General features: G+C 72.5%; 12 protein-coding genes and 1 riboswitch. Of the genes, 7 read left to right on the top strand and 5 right to left on the bottom strand.

What is annotated here, in order from left to right:
• The first annotated feature begins 70 nt into the window (after window positions 1–70).
• Together OG568_RS27580 and OG568_RS27575 are read left to right on the top strand one after the other, a co-directional pair.
• Window positions 71–850, top strand: a complete 780-nt coding sequence (locus OG568_RS27580; RefSeq protein ID WP_266583595.1) for a TetR/AcrR family transcriptional regulator — start codon at window positions 71–73, stop codon at window positions 848–850.
• 291 nt (window positions 851–1,141) lie between these two features.
• The gene (locus tag OG568_RS27575) at window positions 1,142–3,112 is read left to right on the top strand and encodes a sigma-70 family RNA polymerase sigma factor (protein ID WP_329533490.1); all 1,971 of its coding nucleotides are present in this window, start codon (window positions 1,142–1,144) and stop codon (window positions 3,110–3,112) included.
• A 34-nt stretch (window positions 3,113–3,146) separates the two neighbouring features.
• On the opposite strand, the gene OG568_RS27570 is transcribed toward OG568_RS27575, so the two are convergent.
• Window positions 3,147–6,653, bottom strand: a complete 3,507-nt coding sequence (locus OG568_RS27570) for an AfsR/SARP family transcriptional regulator (protein WP_329533489.1) — start codon at window positions 6,651–6,653, stop codon at window positions 3,147–3,149.
• Between the two features lie 609 nt (window positions 6,654–7,262).
• Window positions 7,263–9,362 (bottom strand): asparagine synthase-related protein, encoded by a 2,100-nt coding sequence (locus OG568_RS27565; RefSeq protein ID WP_266433040.1) that lies wholly within the window; start codon window positions 9,360–9,362, stop codon window positions 7,263–7,265.
• Window positions 9,363–10,110: 748 nt separating this feature from the next.
• Between OG568_RS27565 and OG568_RS27560 the strand changes: the two genes are divergently transcribed.
• The 5 genes from OG568_RS27560 to OG568_RS27540 all read left to right on the top strand — a co-directional run bounded on the left by OG568_RS27560 (window position 10,111) and on the right by OG568_RS27540 (window position 16,273).
• A complete protein-coding gene (locus OG568_RS27560) occupies window positions 10,111–11,535 on the top strand; it encodes an MFS transporter (RefSeq protein WP_099921857.1) in 1,425 nt (474 codons plus the stop codon).
• 149 nt (window positions 11,536–11,684) lie between these two features.
• Window positions 11,685–12,890 (top strand): L-2-hydroxyglutarate oxidase, encoded by a 1,206-nt coding sequence (gene lhgO / locus OG568_RS27555; protein WP_443077773.1) that lies wholly within the window; start codon window positions 11,685–11,687, stop codon window positions 12,888–12,890.
• A gap of 102 nt (window positions 12,891–12,992) precedes the next feature.
• Window positions 12,993–13,832: a tRNA (guanosine(46)-N7)-methyltransferase TrmB gene (gene trmB / locus OG568_RS27550; RefSeq protein WP_329533487.1), complete on the top strand. Its 840-nt coding sequence runs from the start codon at window positions 12,993–12,995 to the stop codon at window positions 13,830–13,832.
• 67 nt (window positions 13,833–13,899) lie between these two features.
• Entirely contained in the window at window positions 13,900–15,315 is a 1,416-nt protein-coding gene (locus tag OG568_RS27545; RefSeq protein WP_329533486.1) for a PrsW family intramembrane metalloprotease, read from the top strand.
• Window positions 15,316–15,379: 64 nt separating this feature from the next.
• Complete coding sequence (locus tag OG568_RS27540) at window positions 15,380–16,273, top strand: IS982 family transposase (protein ID WP_329532835.1); 894 nt, start codon at window positions 15,380–15,382, stop codon at window positions 16,271–16,273.
• A gap of 235 nt (window positions 16,274–16,508) precedes the next feature.
• Here the strand turns inward: OG568_RS27540 and OG568_RS27535 are convergent, their stop codons facing one another.
• The 3 genes from OG568_RS27535 to OG568_RS27525 all read right to left on the bottom strand — a co-directional run bounded on the left by OG568_RS27535 (window position 16,509) and on the right by OG568_RS27525 (window position 20,142).
• Entirely contained in the window at window positions 16,509–17,453 is a 945-nt protein-coding gene (locus tag OG568_RS27535; RefSeq protein ID WP_266433030.1) for an aldo/keto reductase, read from the bottom strand.
• A gap of 67 nt (window positions 17,454–17,520) precedes the next feature.
• Entirely contained in the window at window positions 17,521–18,558 is a 1,038-nt protein-coding gene (locus OG568_RS27530; protein WP_329533485.1) for a M23 family metallopeptidase, read from the bottom strand.
• Window positions 18,559–18,569: 11 nt separating this feature from the next.
• Window positions 18,570–18,727, bottom strand: a riboswitch (cyclic di-AMP (ydaO/yuaA leader).
• A 254-nt stretch (window positions 18,728–18,981) separates the two neighbouring features.
• Complete coding sequence (locus OG568_RS27525; protein ID WP_329533483.1) at window positions 18,982–20,142, bottom strand: PP2C family protein-serine/threonine phosphatase; 1,161 nt, start codon at window positions 20,140–20,142, stop codon at window positions 18,982–18,984.
• Between the last annotated feature and the right edge of the window lie 150 nt (window positions 20,143–20,292).

Raw genomic sequence — 20,292 nt, 5'->3', positions numbered from 1 at the left:
TTCCGCACGCTCCGGCTACCAATGGCGGGGAGAGTCTCCGGGGGGAGACGTCATTACCGGGGGAACGCTTATGCACATTCAGGACTCTCGTTGGTCTTCCGCGTCTGCCATCGCATCCGGTGGCACGGTCGGCGCGGCAGTGAGCGGCAATGGCCGCGGTCCGATGGACGGATCGCGGACGACGCCGCTACGGGTGGACGCACAGCGCAATCTGGAACACGTACTGCGCGCGGCGCGCGAGGTCTTCGGCGAGCTGGGGTACGGCGCGCCGATGGAGGACGTGGCGCGGCGCGCCCGGGTCGGCGTCGGCACGGTGTACCGGCGCTTCCCGAGCAAGGACGTCCTGGTCCGTCGGATAGCCGAGGAAGAGACCTCCCGGCTGACCGACCAGGCGCGCGCGGCGCTCGGTCAGGAGGACGAGCCGTGGTCGGCCCTCTCGCGCTTCCTGCGTACGTCGGTGGCCTCGGGCGCCGGGCGGCTGCTGCCGCCGCAGGTGCTGCGGGTCGGCGTCGCGGAGGAGGGGCCCCTGGCGGACGAGGCGCGGGTGCCGCAGCAGCGGTCCCAGCCCGCCCCCGAGCTCCGGCTCGTCGAGCAGCGGTCGGCGCCCGAGCAGGAGGCCATGGCCGCGGTGGCCGACGACGCCGGTGCGGCCGCGCTGCTCGACGTGGTGGGCCGGCTGGTGGATCGGGCGCGTGCGGCGGGCGAGCTGCGGGCGGACGTGACCGTGGCGGACGTACTGCTGGTCATCGCCACGGCGGCGCCCTCGCTGCCGGATGCCGCCCAGCAGGCCGCGGCCTCGGCCCGGCTGCTGGACATCCTGCTGGAGGGGCTGCGCTCGCGTCCGGCGTGACGGGGCCGGCGTGACGGCGGTCGGGGTGAGGCGAACCGGGGTCACCTGAGTGGCCCGGGCGAGCCGGGTGACTTCGGCGACCCGATTCATATCGGCACATTCCGGTCGTAGCGGCAACTGCCTTACGGGGAGCGTTTATTGACTATTGCCCAAACGAGTGACCACTAGTGCTGTCGTGTGGCAACGCCCCACGGACGAGTGGTTGGTCCGTGGGGCGGGGTCCCGCCCCTGAAGCGTGTGGCACTCTGTCCCGGTATTCGGGTCCGAGTGTGCAGGCGGGGGCTTTCCGCGATGAGCGTTGACGGGCGGGACGAGTCACTCGATGACGGTGGCGCGGAGGCCGGTGGGCCGCCCTCGCGACAGGTACCGAGCCAGGGCCGTCCGTCGGACATCACCCCAGAACCCTCGGGTACGCCGGGTGCTTCAGGTGCTTCAGGTGCTTCAAGTGCTTCGAGGGACCTCAGCGTTCCGGCGCAGCGCGACCGGCTCGACCCGCGTGACGTCGGTCCGGTCCTGCCGCCCCCGATCGAGCTGCCGCCCTCCGACGCCGATCTGATCGAGCGGATGCGCGCGGGCGACGACACGGCGTACGAGGAGTTGTACCGCCGTCACGCGGAAGCCGTCCGTCGCTATGCCCGTACCTGCTGCCGGGACGCGCACACCGCGGACGACCTCACCGCCGAGGTCTTCGCCCGCATGCTCCAGGCGGTCCGCCGGGGCCACGGCCCCGAGCACGCCGTACGCGCGTATCTGCTCACGACCCTCCGCCGTGTCGCCGCCGACTGGACGAAGTCCGCGAAGCGCGAGCAACTGGTGGACGACTTCGCGGTGTTCGCCGCGCACGCCTCCCGTGCCTCCGAGGTGTCCGACGACGCCACGATGGACCTGGGCGCCGACGTACGGGCGATGCACGAGGCCGAGCAGTCGATGGCCATGCGGGCGTTCCGGTCACTGCCGGAGCGCTGGCAGGCCGTGCTGTGGCACACGGAGGTCGAGGACGAGTCCCCGAGCGAGGTCGCCACGCTCTTCGGGCTCGACGCCAACGGCACCCGCGTCCTGGCCAGCCGCGCCCGCGAAGGCCTCAAACAGGCGTACCTCCAGGCACACGTCAGCGCCAGGCTCACCATGGACGAGGAGTGCGCACGCTACGCCGACCGGCTCGGCGCCTATGCCCGCGGCGGCTTGCGCACCCGGGCCGAGCGCGGGTTGCGCAAGCACCTGGAGGAGTGCGCCAAGTGCCGACTGGCCGCAGGCCAGATCAAGGAAGTCGCCGGCGGGATCCCCGCGGTCGTACCGGTCGCGGTCATCGGTTGGTTCGGTGCCGCCGGGTACGCGAAGGCCGTCGCGCTCATCGCCGGTGGCGCCGGAGCGGGCGCGGCCGGCGCCGCGGCGGCGAGCGGCGGGGCGAGTGCCGGGGGCGGCGCGGCCGCCTCGGAGGGGCTCGGGGCGCCGGTCAAGGCAGGTATCGCGGCGGGAGTCGTCACGGTGGCCGCGGCGGCGGTGGTACTCGCCCTCGTCGGCAACGGCAGCCCGGTCAAGAAGCCCGAGGCCCAGAGGCCCGAAGCCAAGCCGCCGGCGACCTCGCCGGTGGCCGAAGCGCCACAGCCGACGCCCGCTCCGTCGAAGAAGCCCGCGCAACAGCCCCCGGTGGTGGCCCCCGCGCCGACACCCAGCCCGACCCCGACTGCGCCCCCGCCCCCGCCCCCCAAGCCAACGCCCACGCCCAAGCCCAAGTCGTCTCCCACGCCGACGCAGGTGAAGCCGAAGCCGACCCCCAGACCGGCGCCCACTCCAACGCCCGAGCCCACCCCGCCACCGCCTCCCGCGCCGGTCGTCTACCAGTGGAACGATCTGAAGTACGGCGTCACCGGCGACCACACCAAGCCCGAGATGCGGCTCGACGAGAGCAGTTGGGTGTGGCAGCGGTGGGGGGTGTCGATCGCGGGTCGGCAGTACACGCACGGCGTGACCGTGCACGGCGGGTCGTCCGTCACCATCGACCTCAATCGCGACTGCTCGGCGTTCGACGCGCTCGTCGGTGTGGACGACCTGACGCCGGGCCGCGGCCGGGTGAGCTTCTCCGTGTACGCCGACGGAGTCCGCCTGTGGCGGTCGCCACTGGTCGAGGACGGCGACCCCGCGATCCCCGTGCATGTGAGCCTCACCGGCCGCACAACGGTTCGGCTGGTCGTCGCACCGCACAGGAACTTCGACGCGGTGGCCCTTGCGGACTGGGCGGAGTCGAAGTTCCAGTGCCAGTGAGCTGAGCTGCTCCCTCGCCCCCGCCTCATGCTCCTTACTCGTACTCCTTCAGCGCCTCCGCGAGCTCCCGCAGGGCGTCGGCCTGGGTGAGGCCCGCCCCCGTCGTCCGCTCGGACTCATGGTGGACGGGACCGAGGGCGGCACGCGCGGCGGCCTCCGTACGCTCGGCGCCGGTGCGCTCCGGTGCGGGACGAGGGTTACCGCCGCGCCAAGACGTGCCGGCGGCAAGCAGGCGGGCCGCTCGGGGATGGTCGCCGAGCTCGGACAGCAGGCCCGCCGTGCTCTCGACGAAACTCGCCGTCACCACGTCGGCGCACCGCCCCGTCACCGCCGCGGCCAACGCGTCGACCATCTTGCGCAGGCCGGGCTCCGGGCCGGACTCGGCGGCCGTCACGAGCGCCTCGACCCAGTTCAGCGCCGCCATGAACTGCGGCGGCGGGGTGCCGCGGGCGGTCATCTCGCACGCCTGCCGCCACTGTTCGCGCGCGAAGGCGACCTCGCCGTCGTCCAGGGCCAGCTGGGCGCGGAGCAGGCGGACGAAGGCGCGGGAGTCCGTCACGCCGTACCGTTCGGCCGCGGCGTTCGCCTCGTCCAGGGCGGTCAGCGCCCGCGAGCGATCACCCGCCCGGTAGGCGAGCTCGGCCAGCCGCGCCATGAGGAAGGGCGTCTCTGCGTACGCGCCGACCTCGAAGGCGAGCCGCAGCGCCTCCTCGTACTCGCCCTTGGCCTCCTCGTAGAGACCGCGCGCCATGGCCGTCTCCCCTGCGGCGCTGCACACCTGGGCGCGCACCCAGCGGTCGCCGACCCGCCGGCTGAGCACCCGCAGCTCCGCGAGGTCGTCGTCCACGCCCGGCATGCCGCCCGGGGCGTCGACGACCATGTGCGTACGGAACATCAGGGTGACGCCGACCTCCCACTCCCCTCCGTACACGCGGCAGTTGGCCAGCGCCGCGTCCATCGCCGGACGCACGTCGCGCCAGCCGCTCAGAAAGAAGGCGGTCAACGGCCAGACGATGCCCGGCATGGTCGCCGCGTCCGGACCGCCCTTCTCGAAGAAGTCCCGCACCCGAAGGATGTACTCCGGAATCCACGGATACGCCCCCGTGTCCAACGGATCGGTCTCCACCAGCATGAACAGGTGCAGCATGCGCACCCGCATCCGCATGCCGTGCAGCGGATGGGACTCCTCGTGGTCCGGAGCGCCGAGGAAGGCCGCCAGCGGGTCGAAACGGTCCAGGTCGGCGAAGAGGTCGCCACCGGCGCCGCCGTGTGACCCGTTCGCCTCGGACACGGCGCCCGTCGCGTCGAGCGCCGCGCCCAGCCGCAGCACGCGGTCCGTCCACTCCCCGCCCTCGCGGCGGAAGTTGCGCAGCCACCAGAACCAGCCCATGGCGAGGACGAGCGCACCGGCGTCCTCCTCCGCACCGGCGACGATCGCACGGTGCAGGGCCGCCCGGATGTTGTCGAGCTCGGTCTCCAGGCGGTGGATCCAGGGCAGCTGCGCGGCGGAGCGCAGCAGCGGCTCGGCCTCCTCGACGAGGTCGAGCGCCCACGCACGATGGCGCCGCTCGGCCGCGGCGCGCAGCTCGGGGACTTCGGCGGCGCGCTCGGTGGCGTACTCGTGGATCGTCTCCAGCATGCGGTACCGCATGCCGCCACTGCCGTCCTCGTCGTACGGGGCGGACGGGGTCGCGACGATCAGTGACTTGTCGACGAGCGCCCCGACGAGATCGGCCACACCTCCGGCGACCGCACCGGTACTGGAACCGGTGCACACGGCTTCGGCGGCCGTGAGATCCCAGCCGCCCGCGAAGACGGACGCCTCGCACAGCACGGTCCGCTCCCGCTCGTCGAGCAGGTCCCAGGACCAGTCGACGACCGCGCGCAGGGTCTGCTGGCGGGGCAGCGCCGTACGGCTTCCGGAAGTGAGAAGCCGGAAACGGTCGTCGAGCCGGTCGGCGATCTGGCGAGGCGTCAGCAGTCGTAGCCGCGCGGCGGCCAGCTCGATGGCCAGGGGCAGGCCGTCGAGCCGCCGGCAGATCTCGTCCACCGCCTCGAAGTCGTGGAGCGCGGCGTCGGCGTCGGGACGTACGGCCGCCGCGCGTTCCATGAACAGCCGGCGCGCGGGGTCGGGCGGCAGGGGCTCGACCGGGCGCACCAACTCGCCGGGCACGCCGAGGGGTTCACGGCTGGTGGCGAGGATGGTGAGCCCCGGGCAGCGGGTGAGGAGAATCTCCGCGAGCTCGGCGGCGGCGCCGATGACATGCTCGCAGTTGTCAAAGATCAGGAGCTGACTGCGCGGGGCGCAGTACTCGACGAGCAGAGCGAGCGGGTCGCTCTGGCCGGCCATCGACATCTCGCTGGTCATCAGCACGGTCTCGCGCAGACCGAGGGCGCTGACCACCGCGCCCGGGACCGCCTCGGGCCGGTCGAGCGGGGCCAGCTCGACCAGCCACGCCTGCGGAAGCCCGGCGGCGGCTTCCTCGGCGAGGCGGGTCTTTCCCGAACCGCCCGGTCCGGTCAGCGTGACCAGGCGTGCCCTCCGCACATCCGAACGGATCGCGTCGAGTTCGGGTTCCCGGCCGACGAAGGAGTTCAGGCGGGGGCGGAGGTTGCCGGTGCGTTCGGGGTCGGGGCGTGGGTGGGGGTGTGAGCCGGGACCGGGGCGGAGGTGTCCGCCCTCCGTCGGGCCCGGAATCGGCCGCTCTTCGAAGGAGCCAGGGCCGACGCGCCCGCCGCTGCGGGCGGACACCTCCGTACCGTCCCCTCCCCTCCGTACCCGATCACCGGCATACGGGGGTATGGACCCCGGCCCGCCCTCTCCCGCCGGGGCCAGCAACTCGGCGTGCAGGCTCCGCAGTTCCCCACCGGGATCCGCCCCCAGACCCTCCTGGAGGGCGCGGCGCACCCCCTCGTACGCGGCGAGCGCGTCCGCTCCCCGGCCCGCGTCGCGCAGGGCGCGGATGAGCACGGCGTGCAGGGCCTCGTCGTACGGGTGGGCCGTCGTCAGCTCCTTCAACTCCGGTACGACGTCGGGGGCGCGCCCCAGTCGCAGGTCCGCGTCGATACGCGCGCGTGTCGCCTCCAGACGGAGCGCGTCCAGGCGGGTCGCGGCGTCGCGGTCGGGGAGGTCCGCGAGGGCCGGGCCGCGCCACAGGGCGAGGGCTTCGCACAGGGTGTGTGCGGCGGTGGTCGCGTCGCCGCGCTCCAGGGCGGCCTTGCCCTCCCTCACCAGCCGCTCGAAGACGCGCAGGTCCACGTCGTCCTTGGTGACCCGCAACCGGTAGCCGCCCGTCTCCGAGACGACCGCGTCCTTGCCGATCGCCCGGCGCAGGCGGCCGACCAGGGCCTGCAGCGCGGCCGGGGCGTCCAGCGGGGGATCGTCCGCCCATACCTCGTCGATCAGGGTCTGGGGGGTGGTCGTGCGGTCCGCTCGTTGGGCGAGCGCCGTGAGCAAAGCGCGTACACGGGGGCCGCCCAGCGTGACCGGGGCCCCCTGATCATCCTCCGCCTGGGCGACCCCCAGGATTCTGTACCGCACCCGCCTATTCTCACCTCGCCCGGTGCGTGGAGCCGAGGGTTTCCTCGGCGGGCCTCCACACCGGGGCTGCGCCCAGGTTCTCCGCCCCCGCCGCCCCTACCCGTCCCATCCCCACTCGGGGGCTCCGCCCCCAAACCCCCGACCGGCCTGAACGGCCTCGTCCTCAAACGCCGGACGGGCTGAAGATGCGGGCCAGGGTGGGAGGGGCATCGCCCCCCGCCCCGTCCTCAAACACCGGACAGACTGAAGGATGCAAGCCGGGGTGGGAGGGGTGTGGCCCCTTTCAGGGGCGCGGGGAACGGCACGACCAGCCCCCACCGGCGGCGGCCAAACGAATCCGGGCGGCGGCAGATGCGAGGGCGAAGCCCCGCCCCAGGGGCGCGGGGAACGGCGCGATCGGCCCTTCCGCCCCCCGCCGGCCCGCAGCCGCCCCCATACGGAAGGGGCCGTGCCGGTGCGTCGTAAGCGCGTCGCTTACGTTCGGGTCTGGAAGCGGCTCCCTGTAGGGCAAGGTCTGATCCGGCGGCGACGTGCTCGACGTACCGGCACGGCCCCGACCCACCGACGGCCGCACGACGGCCGCACGACAGCCGCACGACGACCCGGGCCCTAGCCCCGCCCCCCGGCCCCCGCCCCCAACGCCCGCCCCTGCGGCACGATCCCCGCGGGTACGGCCCGTTGCCGGGCGGGCGTGCCCGTCCAGCAGGTGCCGCGGCGGGCCAGCAGGCGGCGCAGCCACAGTTCCAGGGAGACCAGATCCGCGAGCCCGTCCAGCGGCAGCGGCTCCCCCGCCGCGGCCGCCCGCAGGGCCTTGCGGACGACCCGTGCCTCGACGAGCCCCGCCTGCGCCAGCAGAGGGGTGTCGAACAAGGCGATCAGGGAATCCGCGGCCACCCGCAGCCCCGTTCGCGCGGCCGCCGCCGACGACGCATGCGACGGCGCGCCCCAGCCGGGCGGCAGGTCGGCCACCCCGGCGCCCTCCAGGACGGTCCGCAGGATCGCCGCACGCGCCCCGGGCTGAACCCGCAGCGCCTCCGGCAACTCACGGCACGCGCGCACGACCTGGTTGTCCAGGAACGGCGCGTGCAGCCGCTGGAAGCGGATCTCGGCGGCCTGCTCCAGGACGCGAAGATCGGCGGCGTGGCGCGCGAGCGCCGCCCGGGCACGGAAGTCACCGGGCCGCTGCCCGGGACCGACCACCCCCGTCCGACCTGCGGCTCCTTGTAGGCGAACCGATACTTCAGCCAACGCCTCACCGGTCAGCCAACGCGCCGCGGGGCCAGGCCTGGCCCAGGCGAGCGCAGCGAGCGACGCACCCACCGCGCCGCCCGGTTCCTCGAAGCGCCGGTGCAGCAGCCGGTCGGCGAGGACGTCGACGCCGGTCCGGTACGGCGTACGGGCGAGCTTGCGCGCGGCGCCGTACACGCGTGCGGGGACCATGACGGACCCGTCCGCCTTCGCCAGCGCGGCGACGGGGCGCACCAGATGGCGTCTCTTGCGGTCCATCAGCAGGTCGGCCAGCCGGGCGGGGTGCGCGTCCAGCACCTGCCGGGCCCCGTATCCGGTGAAGTGGTCCGCGCTGCCGGAGGACAGCCGCGCGCGGTGCCGGGCCGCCGTCACCAGCGACGGCCCCGGCTCGTCCGTCAGCGGCCCCTCCAGGTCGGCGTACGGAAGCGTCTCCTCGCCCCCGGCGACGACCACGTGGTGCAGCCGGGGGTTCGCGGCGAGCGTCCCGGCCCGCTCCACCTCCGCCTCCCGTCCGCGCACGGCGAGGTCGTTGAAGGTGACGGCGAGGAGCCGCTCACCGGCGCCCGTGCCGTGCCCCAGGACCGTGCCGGGCGCCCCCGGCAGCCCCGCCGCGAGCAGGGCCAGCGTCCCGGAAGCGGGCCCTCCGGAGAGGTCGGCCCCGATTCCCGGTACGGGCATCCCGCGCGCCGCGCGCCGCTCCGCGGGCCCCATCCCGGGTACGGGCCCGGGGTCGATGTCGCTCCCGGGTACGTGCCGGGGAGCGGCGAGACGCGCGCGTACGGCCTCCACGAGGGCGTCCCGGACGCCGTCCACCGCCCTGTCGGGGTCCGCGGTGGGCGCGGCGACGGCGAGGGAGGCGACGGGCTCGTAGCCGGCGATCTCGCGGGCACCCGCGCGCAGGATCAGCGCATGCCCCGGCGGAATGCGCCGCACGCCGTCGTACGGGGTCGAGTCGTGGACCGCGGCCGGTACGTCGGGGGCGGCGAGCAGCGCGGCCAGGTGCCCGAAGTCGAGGTTGGCCTCGATGAGGTCGGCGAGGGGCAGGGCGGCGGTCGCGTAGGCCGTACCGCCCGCCCAGGGGGTGTAGAAGACGGGCCGTGCGCCCGCGAGGTCACCGGCGACGGTGGTGCGCCGGCCGACCTGGACGACGGCGGTGTAGCTGCCGGACCAGGCGGTGAGGTGGCGCAGTGCCCCGCCGCGCGCGGCGAAGAGACCGACCTTGAGTTCCTCGTCGCTCGCCCCGCAGGTGCCGAGGACCGCGATCCGGTTCTGCGCGTCGGCCTTGATGACGCGGACCTCGTCGGGGCGCCAGTCGCCGACCGCCCAGAGCGGATCGGGGTCGCCCCACAGGAGTTGGGAGCCCACCGGGTGCACGGTCTCGCCGTCGCTTCCGGTGGCGCCCGCCGAGCCGGTCTCGAGCGCTCTGGCGGCGGTACTGCTCCACCCCACCAACCACCGCATCGACGCCTCCACAGGCTGTGGACAACCAGTGCACCGTACGAACTCGGCTCCATGCTGCCACGAAGAACGCGGATGGGAGGGCCGCTGCGACGGCTTGCGCCCCCTGGAATGCGCCCCCCGCGAATCCGTTCGCGCCGTTGGGAGGCCGCTGCAAAGCCGATCCGAAGCAGATGCGAACACCCGCCCGAGGCAAGGCGATCACGGGAGACTCACCAGGAACGACGAGTGGGCGGGGGTGGATCGGCGACGCGAATGCGCCCCCGGTACGCTCCCCGAAAGCACCTCATGCGCCCTCAAGTGACGTGGTCGGAGCGCTATTTGCCCGCAAAGGCCACCGTCGATTTTCGGCCAAATCGGCTGCGGGGGGACAGGCGTGCGCACGCTCCGTACAGGCCCTGCGCACCGCTCCGGCAACGCACAGTCCGGGAGGCGGAGTTCGCCTCCCGGACCGGTCCGCCGCCCGCGGGGATGTAGGCGGCGGTGTCCCCCAGCCCACTGGATCCAGTACAGCGGGCCGACCCACGCGTGATCCATGGAAGCGCTCCCCAGGTGGCCGGAGAAGAGCGCACGGACGGGCGCACAGCCACACAGCGGGAGCACGATGCAACCGTCCGTACTTCCGTACGGACCACAATCCCGCCATCCGGAACAACGCCCCTTAACGCTTGGGATGCGGCGAACTACGCTGGGTTTACGAATGCCGCATGGTTATGCCAGCGCGGCAGCCGTCTGTGTCGAGGGGTGGCGCATGTCCAGGGAGCAACGCGGGCCGAACGAAAAACTCGGCGCCGTTCTCGCCCTCGCGGGAATCAGCAACGCAGGACTCGCGCGGCGCGTCAACGATCTTGGCGCCCAACGCGGGTTGACTCTTCGCTACGACAAGACGTCGGTGGCGCGCTGGGTGTCGAAGGGAATGGTGCCGCAGGGTGCGGCGCCGCATCTCATCGCGGCCGCCATCGGTCAGAAGCTCGGCCGCCCGGTGCCGCTCCACGAGATCGGCCTGGCGGACGCGGATCCCGCGCCCGAAGTGGGCCTCGCCTTCCCCCGTGACGTCGGGCAGGCGGTGCGCTCGGCCACCGAGCTGTACCGCCTCGACCTCGCCGGCCGCCGGGCCGGCAGCGGCGGTATCTGGCAGTCTTTGGCGGGATCCTTCGCAGTGAGCGCTTACGCGACCCCCGCTTCACGGTGGCTGATAACCCCGGCCGACAGTTCGGTGGCGCGGGACGTGAACCCTTCCGAGGGCTCCGGGGCACCACTGAAAGTCGGCCACAGCGATGTGCAGAAGCTCCGCGAGGCAGCAGAGGACGCCAGGCGCTGGGACTCCAAGTACGGAGGGGGCGACTGGCGTTCGTCGATGGTGCCGGAATGTCTGCGGGTCGAGGCGGCGCCACTGCTGCTCGGCGCCTACTCCGACGAAGTGGGCAGAGCTCTGTTCGGGGCGAGTGCCGAGCTGACCCGCCTGGCGGGCTGGATGGCCTTCGACACGGGCCAGCAGGAGGCCGCCCAGCGCTACTACATCCAGGCCCTGCGCCTGGCCCGAGCGGCCGCCGACGTCCCCCTGGGGGGCTACGTACTGGCCTCCATGTCCCTCCAGGCGACCTACCGCGGCTTCGGCGACGAGGGCGTCGACCTCGCCCAGGCCGCCCTGGAGCGCAACCGGGGCCTCGCCACCGCCCGCACCATGAGCTTCTTCCGCCTCGTCGAGGCACGCGCCCATGCGCGCGCGGGTGACGCCCAGGCGGCCGGCGGTGCCCTGAAGGCCGCCGAGGGCTGGCTGGAGCGGGCCCGGGACGGCGACCACGACCCGAGCTGGCTCGGCTTCTACTCGTACGACCGTTTCGCCGCCGACGCGGCCGAGTGCTACCGCGATCTGAAGGCGCCACGTCAGGTGCGCCGCTTCACCGAGCAGGCACTGTCGAAGCCGACGGAGGAGTTCGTACGCTCCCACGGTCTGCGTCTGGTGGTGTCGGCGGTCGCCGAACTCGAGTCGGGCAATCTCGACGCGGCATGCGAGCAGGGCGTACGGGCGGTGGAGGTCGCCGGGCGGATTTCCTCCGCGCGCACGACGGAGTACGTGAAGGACCTTCTGCACCGTCTGGAGCCCTACGGCGACGAACCGCGTGTGGTGGAGCTGAGGGAGCGGGCACGGCCGCTGCTGATGGCTCCCGCGTAGTCGCCCCGCTGGGAAGGCCGTGGCCGGCTGCGGGCCGTGTGTGGCTGAGCACACAGTTCCCCGCGCCCCTTCGGGGGCGCGGCCCGCTTCCTGGGTTTGAAGGCATTGTCAGTGGCGCAGTGCACTCTTGAAGCCGGGAGGTGGAACAGGTGCGGGTCGCTCACGACTGCGATGTGCTGGTGATCGGCGGCGGGATCGTCGGCCTGGCGACGGCGTATGCGATCACGCGCGCCGCGCCCGGCACGCGGGTGACCGTGCTGGAGAAGGAGCGCGGTCCCGCCCGTCATCAGACGGGGCACAACAGCGGGGTGATCCACAGCGGGATCTACTACCGGCCCGGCTCGCTGAAGGCGCGGTACGCCGTGCGGGGCGCCGCCGAGATGGTGAAGTTCTGCGCGGAGTACGACATCGCGCATGCCGTCACCGGAAAGCTGATCGTCGCCACGGAGAAGGCGGAGCTGCCCCGTCTGCACGGGCTCGTACAGCGCGGCCGGGAGAACGGGATTCCGGTACGGGAACTGGGCCCCGCCCAGATCGCGGAGTACGAGCCGGAGGTGCGCGGACTCGCCGCGATCCACGTCGGCACGACGGGGGTGTGCGACTTCGTCGCCGTGGCCCGGCAGCTCGCCGAGTCCTCCGGGGCGGAGATCCGCTACGGGGCGCGGGTCGACCGCATCGACCGCCGGCCCGCGCTCGGTGTCGCCGTCCGTACGGAGGACGGGGCGGTCGTGCGGGGACGGGTGCTGGTCAACTGCGCGGGACTGCAGTGCGACGAGATCGCGCGCCTGGCCGGGGACGAGCCCGGCATGCGGATCCTCCCCTTCCGCGGCGAGTACTACTCCCTGGCGCGTCCCGAGCTGGTGCACGGCCTGGTCTACCCGGTCCCCGACCCGGCGTTCCCGTTCCTCGGTGTCCACCTCACCCGGAGCATCGACGGCAGCGTCCACATCGGGCCCAACGCGGTGCCCGCGCTCGCCCGGGAGGGGTACGGGTGGGGGGTCGTCCGGCCCCGTGAGGTGGGCGCGGCCCTGGGGTGGCCCGGGGCCTGGCGGATGGCGCGGCGGCACTGGCGGTACGGGGCGGGGGAGCTGCGGCGGTCGGTGTCCAAGGCGGCGTTCACCGGGGCCGTGCGGCGGCTGCTGCCGGCGGTGACGCCGGACGACCTGATCCCGGCCTCGGCCGGTGTCCGGGCCCAGGCCGTCCTGAGGGACGGCACCCTGGTGGACGACTTCCTCATCGAGGAGGGCCCGCGGACGGTGCACGTCCTGAACGCGCCGTCGCCTGCCGCCACGGCGTCGCTCCCGATCGGGCGCGAGGTCGCGCGGAGAGCGCTGGGGGTGCTGGCGGGGACGTGACGGGGTGACGGGCCGGGGCGACGGGCCGGGGCGACGGGCCGGGCTCTGGGACGGGTAGGGGCGCCAGGCTGCTCCCGGGGGCGCCGTAAAATCGTCCTCACTGTGTCTGACTCCATTGACTCCCCCGAAGAGCCCCGGTCCAGCTCCGCCGCCGGAGGTGAGCCCTGTCGGCGTGCCCGCGCCAAGGGGGAGCCCCGCTTCCCCGACGGCCCGAAGGCCGACCCCGCCGGATCGCACTTCGAGCGGCGGATCCGGAGTTTCCAGCCGCGGCGCAGCCGCGTCACCACGGGCCAGGCGGACGCGTTGCAGCGGCTGTGGCCCAAGTGGGGACTCGACATCGACGGCCAGCGGGTGATCGATCTCGCGGAGTTGTTCGGGGGCGAGCGGCCCGTCGTGCTCGAGATCGGGTTCGGGATGGGCGAGGCCACCGCGCGGATGGCGGCGGAGGACCCGGAGACGGGGATCCTGGCCGTCGACGTGCACACTCCGGGCCAGGGCAACCTGCTGAACCTCGCGGACCAGAACGGGCTCACCAACATCCGGGTCGGCAACGGTGACGCGATCATCCTGCTCAGGGAGATGCTCACGCCCGACTCACTCGCCGGGCTGCGCGTGTACTTCCCCGACCCCTGGCCCAAGAAGCGGCACCACAAGCGACGGCTGATCCAGCCGGAGTTCCTCACCCTCGCCGCGACCCGCCTCAGGCCCGGCGCCCTGGTGCACTGCGCGACCGACTGGGAGCCGTACGCCGAGCAGATGCTGGAAGTGCTGAGCGCGCACCCGGACTTCGAGAACACCCAGCCGGACGGCGGTTACGCGCCGCGTCCGGACTTCCGGCCGCTGACCCGTTTCGAGGGCCAGGGACTGGAGAAGGGTCATGTGGTGAACGACCTCCTGTTCCGCCGCGTACAGCACCGAGACCAGCACACATCCGGCGACTGAAGGCCCGCGGACGAACACCACCAGGCGCCGTCGCGGGCAGCGCCCCTCCCTCGTTAGGGTCAATGCCGTGTCCACCTTTCCCGCGTACCCGACGCATCCCGGCGGTCCCACCGGTGGGACCGCCGAGGGTGCGCTGCGGCACGCACACTGGTGGCAGCGGAAGTGGGTGCGCTACGGCGCGCTGATCACCCTGCTCGCGCTCTCCGGCCTCGTCATCCTGGCCCTGGTCCGCCAACAGACCGGCACCGAGGGCTTCCTGGTGGGCCTCGGCCTCGCCGTGCTGCCCGTACCGCTGCTCGTCGCCGCGTTCCGCTGGCTGGACCGGGTGGAGCCCGGCCCCTGGCGGAATCTGCTCTTCGCGTTCGCCTGGGGCGCCTGTGCGGCGGCACTGATAGCGATCGTCGCCAACAGTTTCGCGACCAGATGGATAGCGACCGCCACCGCCGACCCGTCCAGCGCCGACACTCTCGGCGCGACCCTCATAGCGCCGGTCGTGGAGGAGTCCGCGAAGGCCGCCGCCGTGCTCCTGGTCTTTCTGTTCCGCCGCCGGGACTTCACGGGGATCGTCGACGGGGTCGTCATAGCCGGAGTCACCGCGACCGGCTTCGCCTTCACCGAGAACATCCTCTACATCGGCACCGCCTTCGGCACGGACCAGCTCAGCGGCGACCGCGGTCTGGCCTCCGTCACCGCCGCGACCTTCTTCGTCCGCGTCGTGATGTCGCCCTTCGCGCACCCCCTGTTCACCGTGCTCACCGGCATCGGTTTCGGCGTCGCGGCGCTGTCCGCCGAGCGCCAGCATGTGCGCCGCGTCCTGTTCCCCCTGACCGGACTGCTGCTCGCGATGGGCATGCACTCCATGTGGAACGGCTCGTCGAACTTCGGGGAGTACGGCTTCTACGCGGTGTACGGGGCGTTCATGGTGCCCGCGTTCGGTCTACTCACCTTCCTCGTCATCTGGACGCGGCAGCGGGAGCTGAAGACCGTACGGACCGAACTTCCGGCGTACGCGGCGGCCGGGTGGCTGACCGCGCCCGAGCCGTACGTACTCGGCTCGATGAAGGCCCGGCGGCTGGCCCGCGAGTACGCCGCCCACCACTTCGGCAAGGCGGCGGCGCGCTCGGTCGCGGAGTACGAGGCGTACGCGACCTCGCTGGCGTTTCTGCGGCACCGGGGGCGCAGCGGGCGCGCCAATCCCGACTTCGTCGTACGGGAGCGGGAGTTGCTGCAGGAGCTGTGGCGCCGCCGGGAGGTCGCCCGCCCCTCTCTCGCGTACGCGGCCCACAGAGCGGCCCCGAGCGTGCCCGTACCGCCGCAGCTGCCGCCGCCGTGGCCCGGGTACGGCCACGCGCCGGTGCCCGGTCAGCCGAACCCGGCCGGCGCGCCCCCGAACCCCGCGAGCGCGCCCCCGTACGCCGCCGGTGCGACGCCCTATCCCGCCCCGGCGACGCCGTATCCCACGTACAACCCCTACCAGTCCTAGACGAGTCATTCCGAATGCTGACGGTGTGTCTGGGAACGCAGACAGGGCGTCCAAGATTCGTTGTGTGACGAACAACCTAGACGCCCTGCTGACCGCACTGTACGTGAAGATCGACGACGAGATCGGAGGTAGCCGATGGCTTGGCCGACCGCCGCAGCTGACGGATTCTGAGCTGGTCACCCTTGCCGTCGCCCAGGCGCTGCTGGGCTACACCTCGGAGTCGCGCTGGCTGCGGTTCGTGGACTCCCGACTGGGAGCGATGTTCCCGTACGTGCCCAGGCAGCCGGGCTGGAACAAGCGGCTGCGGGCAGCGTTGCCACTGGTCAAGAGGGCAATACGACTGCTGGCCGTCGATACGGACTTCTGGTTCGACAACCACTGGATCATCGACTCCACACCGGTGGAGTGCGGCCGCTCGCGTCCGACGGTGAAGCGGTCGGACATGGCCGGCTGGGCCGGATACGGGTACTGCGCCTCGCACTCCCGGTTCTTCTGGGGCCTGCGCCTGTTCCTGGTATGCACCCCGACCGGGATGCCCATCCTGTGGGCACTGGCGAACCCGAAACTGGATGAGCGGGAGGTGCTGTCGGCGATGCTGGACCGCGAACCGCACCTGTCCACGGACCGGCCGAGCCTGCTGGTGATCGCAGACAAAGGCTTCGCCTCCAAGGAGTTCGAGGCCGATCTGGCCTTCCGGGGCGCGGAGTTGCTGCGTCCTTCTTTCAAGCGCGAGAAGAAGCGCAGGGGCGAGAGCCTCCTGAAGTCGGTGCGACAGCTGATCGAGTCGGTCAACGACACCCTCAAAGGCCAGCTCGACCTGGAACGGCACGGTGGACGGACCTTCGAAGGTGTCGCCGTCCGCGTCGCCCAACGCATCCTCGCGATGGCCGCCGCGATCTGGCACAACCACAAGACCGGCCAGCCCGTCATACGATCCTTGATCGCTTATGACCACTGACCACATCGGAATGACTCGTCTAGGGCCGCGGCAGGCGATGTTTGCCCGTCAAGGAGCGGCGTCCGGTGCGTGCTCTGGGGGTCCCCCCGGCCGGAGGCTGGGGGAGTGCCGGCCGGAAGGCCCCGTCGACGGACCGGACGTACTTGGGCTTTCGGCCGGTGCGGCGAGAGGGCGTGCCGGGCGTCGCGACGGGGCGAACGTTGCCTGCCGCGGCACTAGGGCCTGTCCGGCGGCCTCAGGCCGACGCCTCCGTCAGCCTGGCCACTTCCGCGTCCGTCAGGGTCAGGTCCGCGACCGCCAGCAGGGCCGGCAGCTGGTCGACCGTCCGTGCGGAGGCGATGGGCGCCGCGACCGTCGGCCGGGCGGAGAGCCAGGCGAGGGCGACCGTGGCGACCTCGGCGTCATGGGCCTGGGCGACCTCGTCGAGGGCGGTCAGGACGCGGATGCCGCGCTCGGTGTCGAGGTGCTTGCCCGCGCCCTCGGCCCGCGCGGAGTCGACCGTCGTACCCGGGCGGTACTTGCCGGTGAGGAAGCCGGACGCGAGCGCGAAGTACGGGACGGCGGCCAGGCCGGTCCGGGAGGCGACCTCCTGGAGCGGGCCCTCGTAGGTGTCGCGCGAGACGAGGTTGTAGTGGGGCTGGAGGGCGACGTAACGCGCGAGTCCCTCGCGGTCGGAGAACTCCACGGACTCCGCGAGCCGCTCGGCGGAGATGTTGGAGGCGGCGATCTCCCGGACCTTGCCGGCCCGGACCAGTTCGTCCAGCGCGCCGATGATCTCCTCGACGGGAACCGAGAGGTCGTCGAAGTGGGTGTAGTAGAGGTCGATGTAGTCCGTGCCGAGGCGGCGCAGCGAGGCGTCGGCGGCGGCCTTGATGTTCGCCGCGGACAGGCCCTTGTACTCGGGGTGGGTACTGACCTTGGTGGCCAGGACGACCTCGGAGCGGTTGCCACGCGCGGCGAACCACTTGCCGATGATCGTCTCCGACTCACCGCCCTTGTGGCCGGGGACCCAGGCGGAGTAGCCGTCGGCGGTGTCGACGAAGTTGCCGCCGCCGGCCGTGTACGCGTCGAGCACGGCGAAGGACTGCGCCTCGTCGGCGGTCCAGCCGAAGACGTTGCCGCCGAGGGAGAGCGGGAAGACCTCGAGGTCGGAGGAGCCGAGCTTGCGGAGAGAAGTCATGCCCTAATTCAACAGCCGTACCGGATGGCTGTATTCCGCATGTAGCTCCCCCGGCCCCCGGGGATGATCAGGGATTCAGGCCCTTGCTGTTCAGCCACGCCATCGGGTCGATCGCGCTGCCGCCGCCCGGGTGGACCTCCAGGTGCAGATGCGGCCCGGTCACGTTGCCGGTCGCGCCCACGCGTCCGATGACGTCGCCGGTGGCCACCTTCTGCCCCACGCTGACACTGATGGACGACTGGTGGCAGAACCACAGCTCCGTGCCGTCCTCGAGGGTGAGGATCGTGCGGTAGCCGTACGAGCCGGCCCAGCCCGCCTCCGTGATCGTGCCGCTGTGGATGGCCTTGATCAGCGTGCCGGTGGGGGCCGCGAAGTCGAGGCCGGTGTGGTACCCGGAGGACCACATGGAACCGGCGTCACCGAAGCGGGAGGTCAGGGTGTACGAGGAGGTGGGCAGCGAGTAGCTCTTGGCGAGTTCGGCCAGGCGCGCGGCCTCGGCCTTCTGCTTGGCGTCCTCGTCCGCCTTCTTCTTCGCGGCGGCGACCTTGGCCTCGGCGTCGTCCTTCTGCTGGGCGGCCAGTGCGACCGCCTTCTTCGCCGCGGCGGACTCGGCGGCGGCCTGGGCCGCCTTGTCGACCTGGTCCTGCTGCAACTCGGCCTGCAGGATGATGCGGGCGCGCAGTGCCTCGCCCGCGTCCTTGTTGCCCTGCGCGGCGTCGGCGCTGGTCACACCGGCGCTGGTGAGCGGGGTGGTGGAGCCCTTCGGCGTGCTGGAACCGCCGTCGGATATCAGCGCCTTGGCGGATTGGGTGACCGAGGAGAGGTCGGGCAGCGAGATGGACACCGGCGGCTTGCCGGGCGCCGCGGTGGCCATGCCGCCCGCGCCGACGGCGGCGATGACACCGACGCCCAGGACCGTGGAGCTGCGGGCGAGTCCCCCGCCACGCTGCTTGGAGACGCGGTGCCGGCCGCGGATGGGTCGGATGGAATCCTCGGTGGGGTTCCACTCCTCCCAGGGGCCCTCGTCCTTGCCTTTGGCGTAGCCAAAAGTCTGGGTGTCGTTCGGCGCGAACGAAGTGGGCTGGGCGGTCGGGTTGGACGCCACGTGGGCGTGCTCCTTTCCTTCCTTCTCGCCTACCGGGTTAGCTGACGGGTTCGGAGCAGGAAGGTCTCCTACGCGCGTCAACCCACGGTGTCTCCACCGTGAAAGACGCTCGATTCACCCCAAGTTGGTGGTTCCCCGGTTCCCTTGCGGGATTCGGCGCGTGCGCACGGAGCCGACTCTTGTGACGGCTGGGACGACCGCGCTGCGTTATCGAACGTTAATAGACGCGGGTACCGGATTCCAAGCTGTTCGTACTGATCGTTAACCACTTTTGGCCAGGACTTACCGACCATGAGCGGCGGAAATCGGGCGAGTTGACCAGAGCTCCCTACTCGGCCGTTACCTGACGGTGCGTCAGTCGTTATGCGGAGGGACATCGGCCGGTCACCCCTCGTGACAACGATCAAGAGGGCCCTCCAGCTGCTACGGGCGTCGCACGGCGAGCAGCGCCATGTCGTCCGTCAGGGCGCCGCCCGTGTGCCGCCGGGCCTCCTCGGCGAGCGTGACCAGCAGGGCGTCGGGGCCCGGGAAGGTCCGTCCGGCCAGGCGGGCGGCCGGATCGTAGAAACGTCCCTGCGCGTCGCGGGCCTCGGACAGTCCGTCCGTATGGAAGAGGAGCGTGGCCCCGTGCGGGAACTCCGTCTCCTCCGCACGGTCCGGCCAGGTGCCCAACTCGCCCATGCCGAGCGGCAGTGCGGGGTTCGCGGCGGCGAGCGTGACCAGCGTTCCGTCCGCGTGCAGGAGCAGCGGCGGCGGGTGGCCGCGGTTGACGATCCGTACGAGGCCGCCCTCCCGCGAGATCTCCGCGAGGACGGCGGTGGTGAACCCCTCGAAGGCGTCGAGGCCCCCGCGCCGGGTGCCCTCGCGGGCCAGCGCCCGCTCCAGCCGCTGCGCGACCGCTTCCGGCGTGGCCTCCTGCTCGGCCGCCTCCCGGAACGCCCCGATGACCACCGCGACGGCGGACACCGCCTCCATGCCCTTCCCGCGCACGTCGCCCACCACCAGCCGTACACCGTGCGGGGAGTCCTGCACGGCATACAGGTCGCCGCCGATGAACGCGCCCGCCTGCGCCGCCTCGTAGCGCGCCGCGACCTCGAGGCCGCCGATCCGCTCGTCGGGCTTCGGCAGGACGGCACGCTGGGCCGCCTCGGCGATCTGGTGGGCCGAGGCGAGCCGTTCGTCGGTGCGGCGGACGAGGATGTTGATGAGCACGGCCAGCACACCGACGGTCGCCACGGTGGCGACCTCCGTGATCGCGTCCACCTTGAACACGATGCCGAGCCGGACGTGGATCGTGAGCACCGAGACGAGCGCGGCGAGGCCGGTGAGCACGGTGCCGCGCAGCGAGAACAGCGGGGCGGCCACGAGCGGCGCGGCCGTGAAGAGGGGGCCCGCGGTGAAGAGGGGGCCCGCGGCGAAGGCCATCGGGGTGAAGTAGTCGTAGAACGCGCCGACCAGGATGAGCAGCGCGGGCAGCACCCGGACGAGGCTGCGCGCGTACGAGATGCGGCGCCGGTCCGCCTCGGCCGGGTCGGGCAGCGGCTCGTCCCCCAGCCCCGGATCGGGCACGGGGTCCTCGGGCAACCGCCCACCGGACCTGTCGTACGGCTCGTCGCATGGCTCTCCGGCCCGCTGCGCACCTCCTTGCTGCTGCCCCACCCGTCCAGGTTTCCCGGAGCGGGGGCGGGGGGCGAGCGGTGAGGGCCGACCGGGGGATGCGTCGGTCCGGGATGC

Source organism: Streptomyces sp. NBC_01450, from assembly GCF_036227505.1.
Taxonomy (GTDB): domain Bacteria; phylum Actinomycetota; class Actinomycetes; order Streptomycetales; family Streptomycetaceae; genus Streptomyces.
Note: the sequence above shows the minus strand (reverse complement) of the source record. Positions and strands in the feature narration are given on the sequence as shown.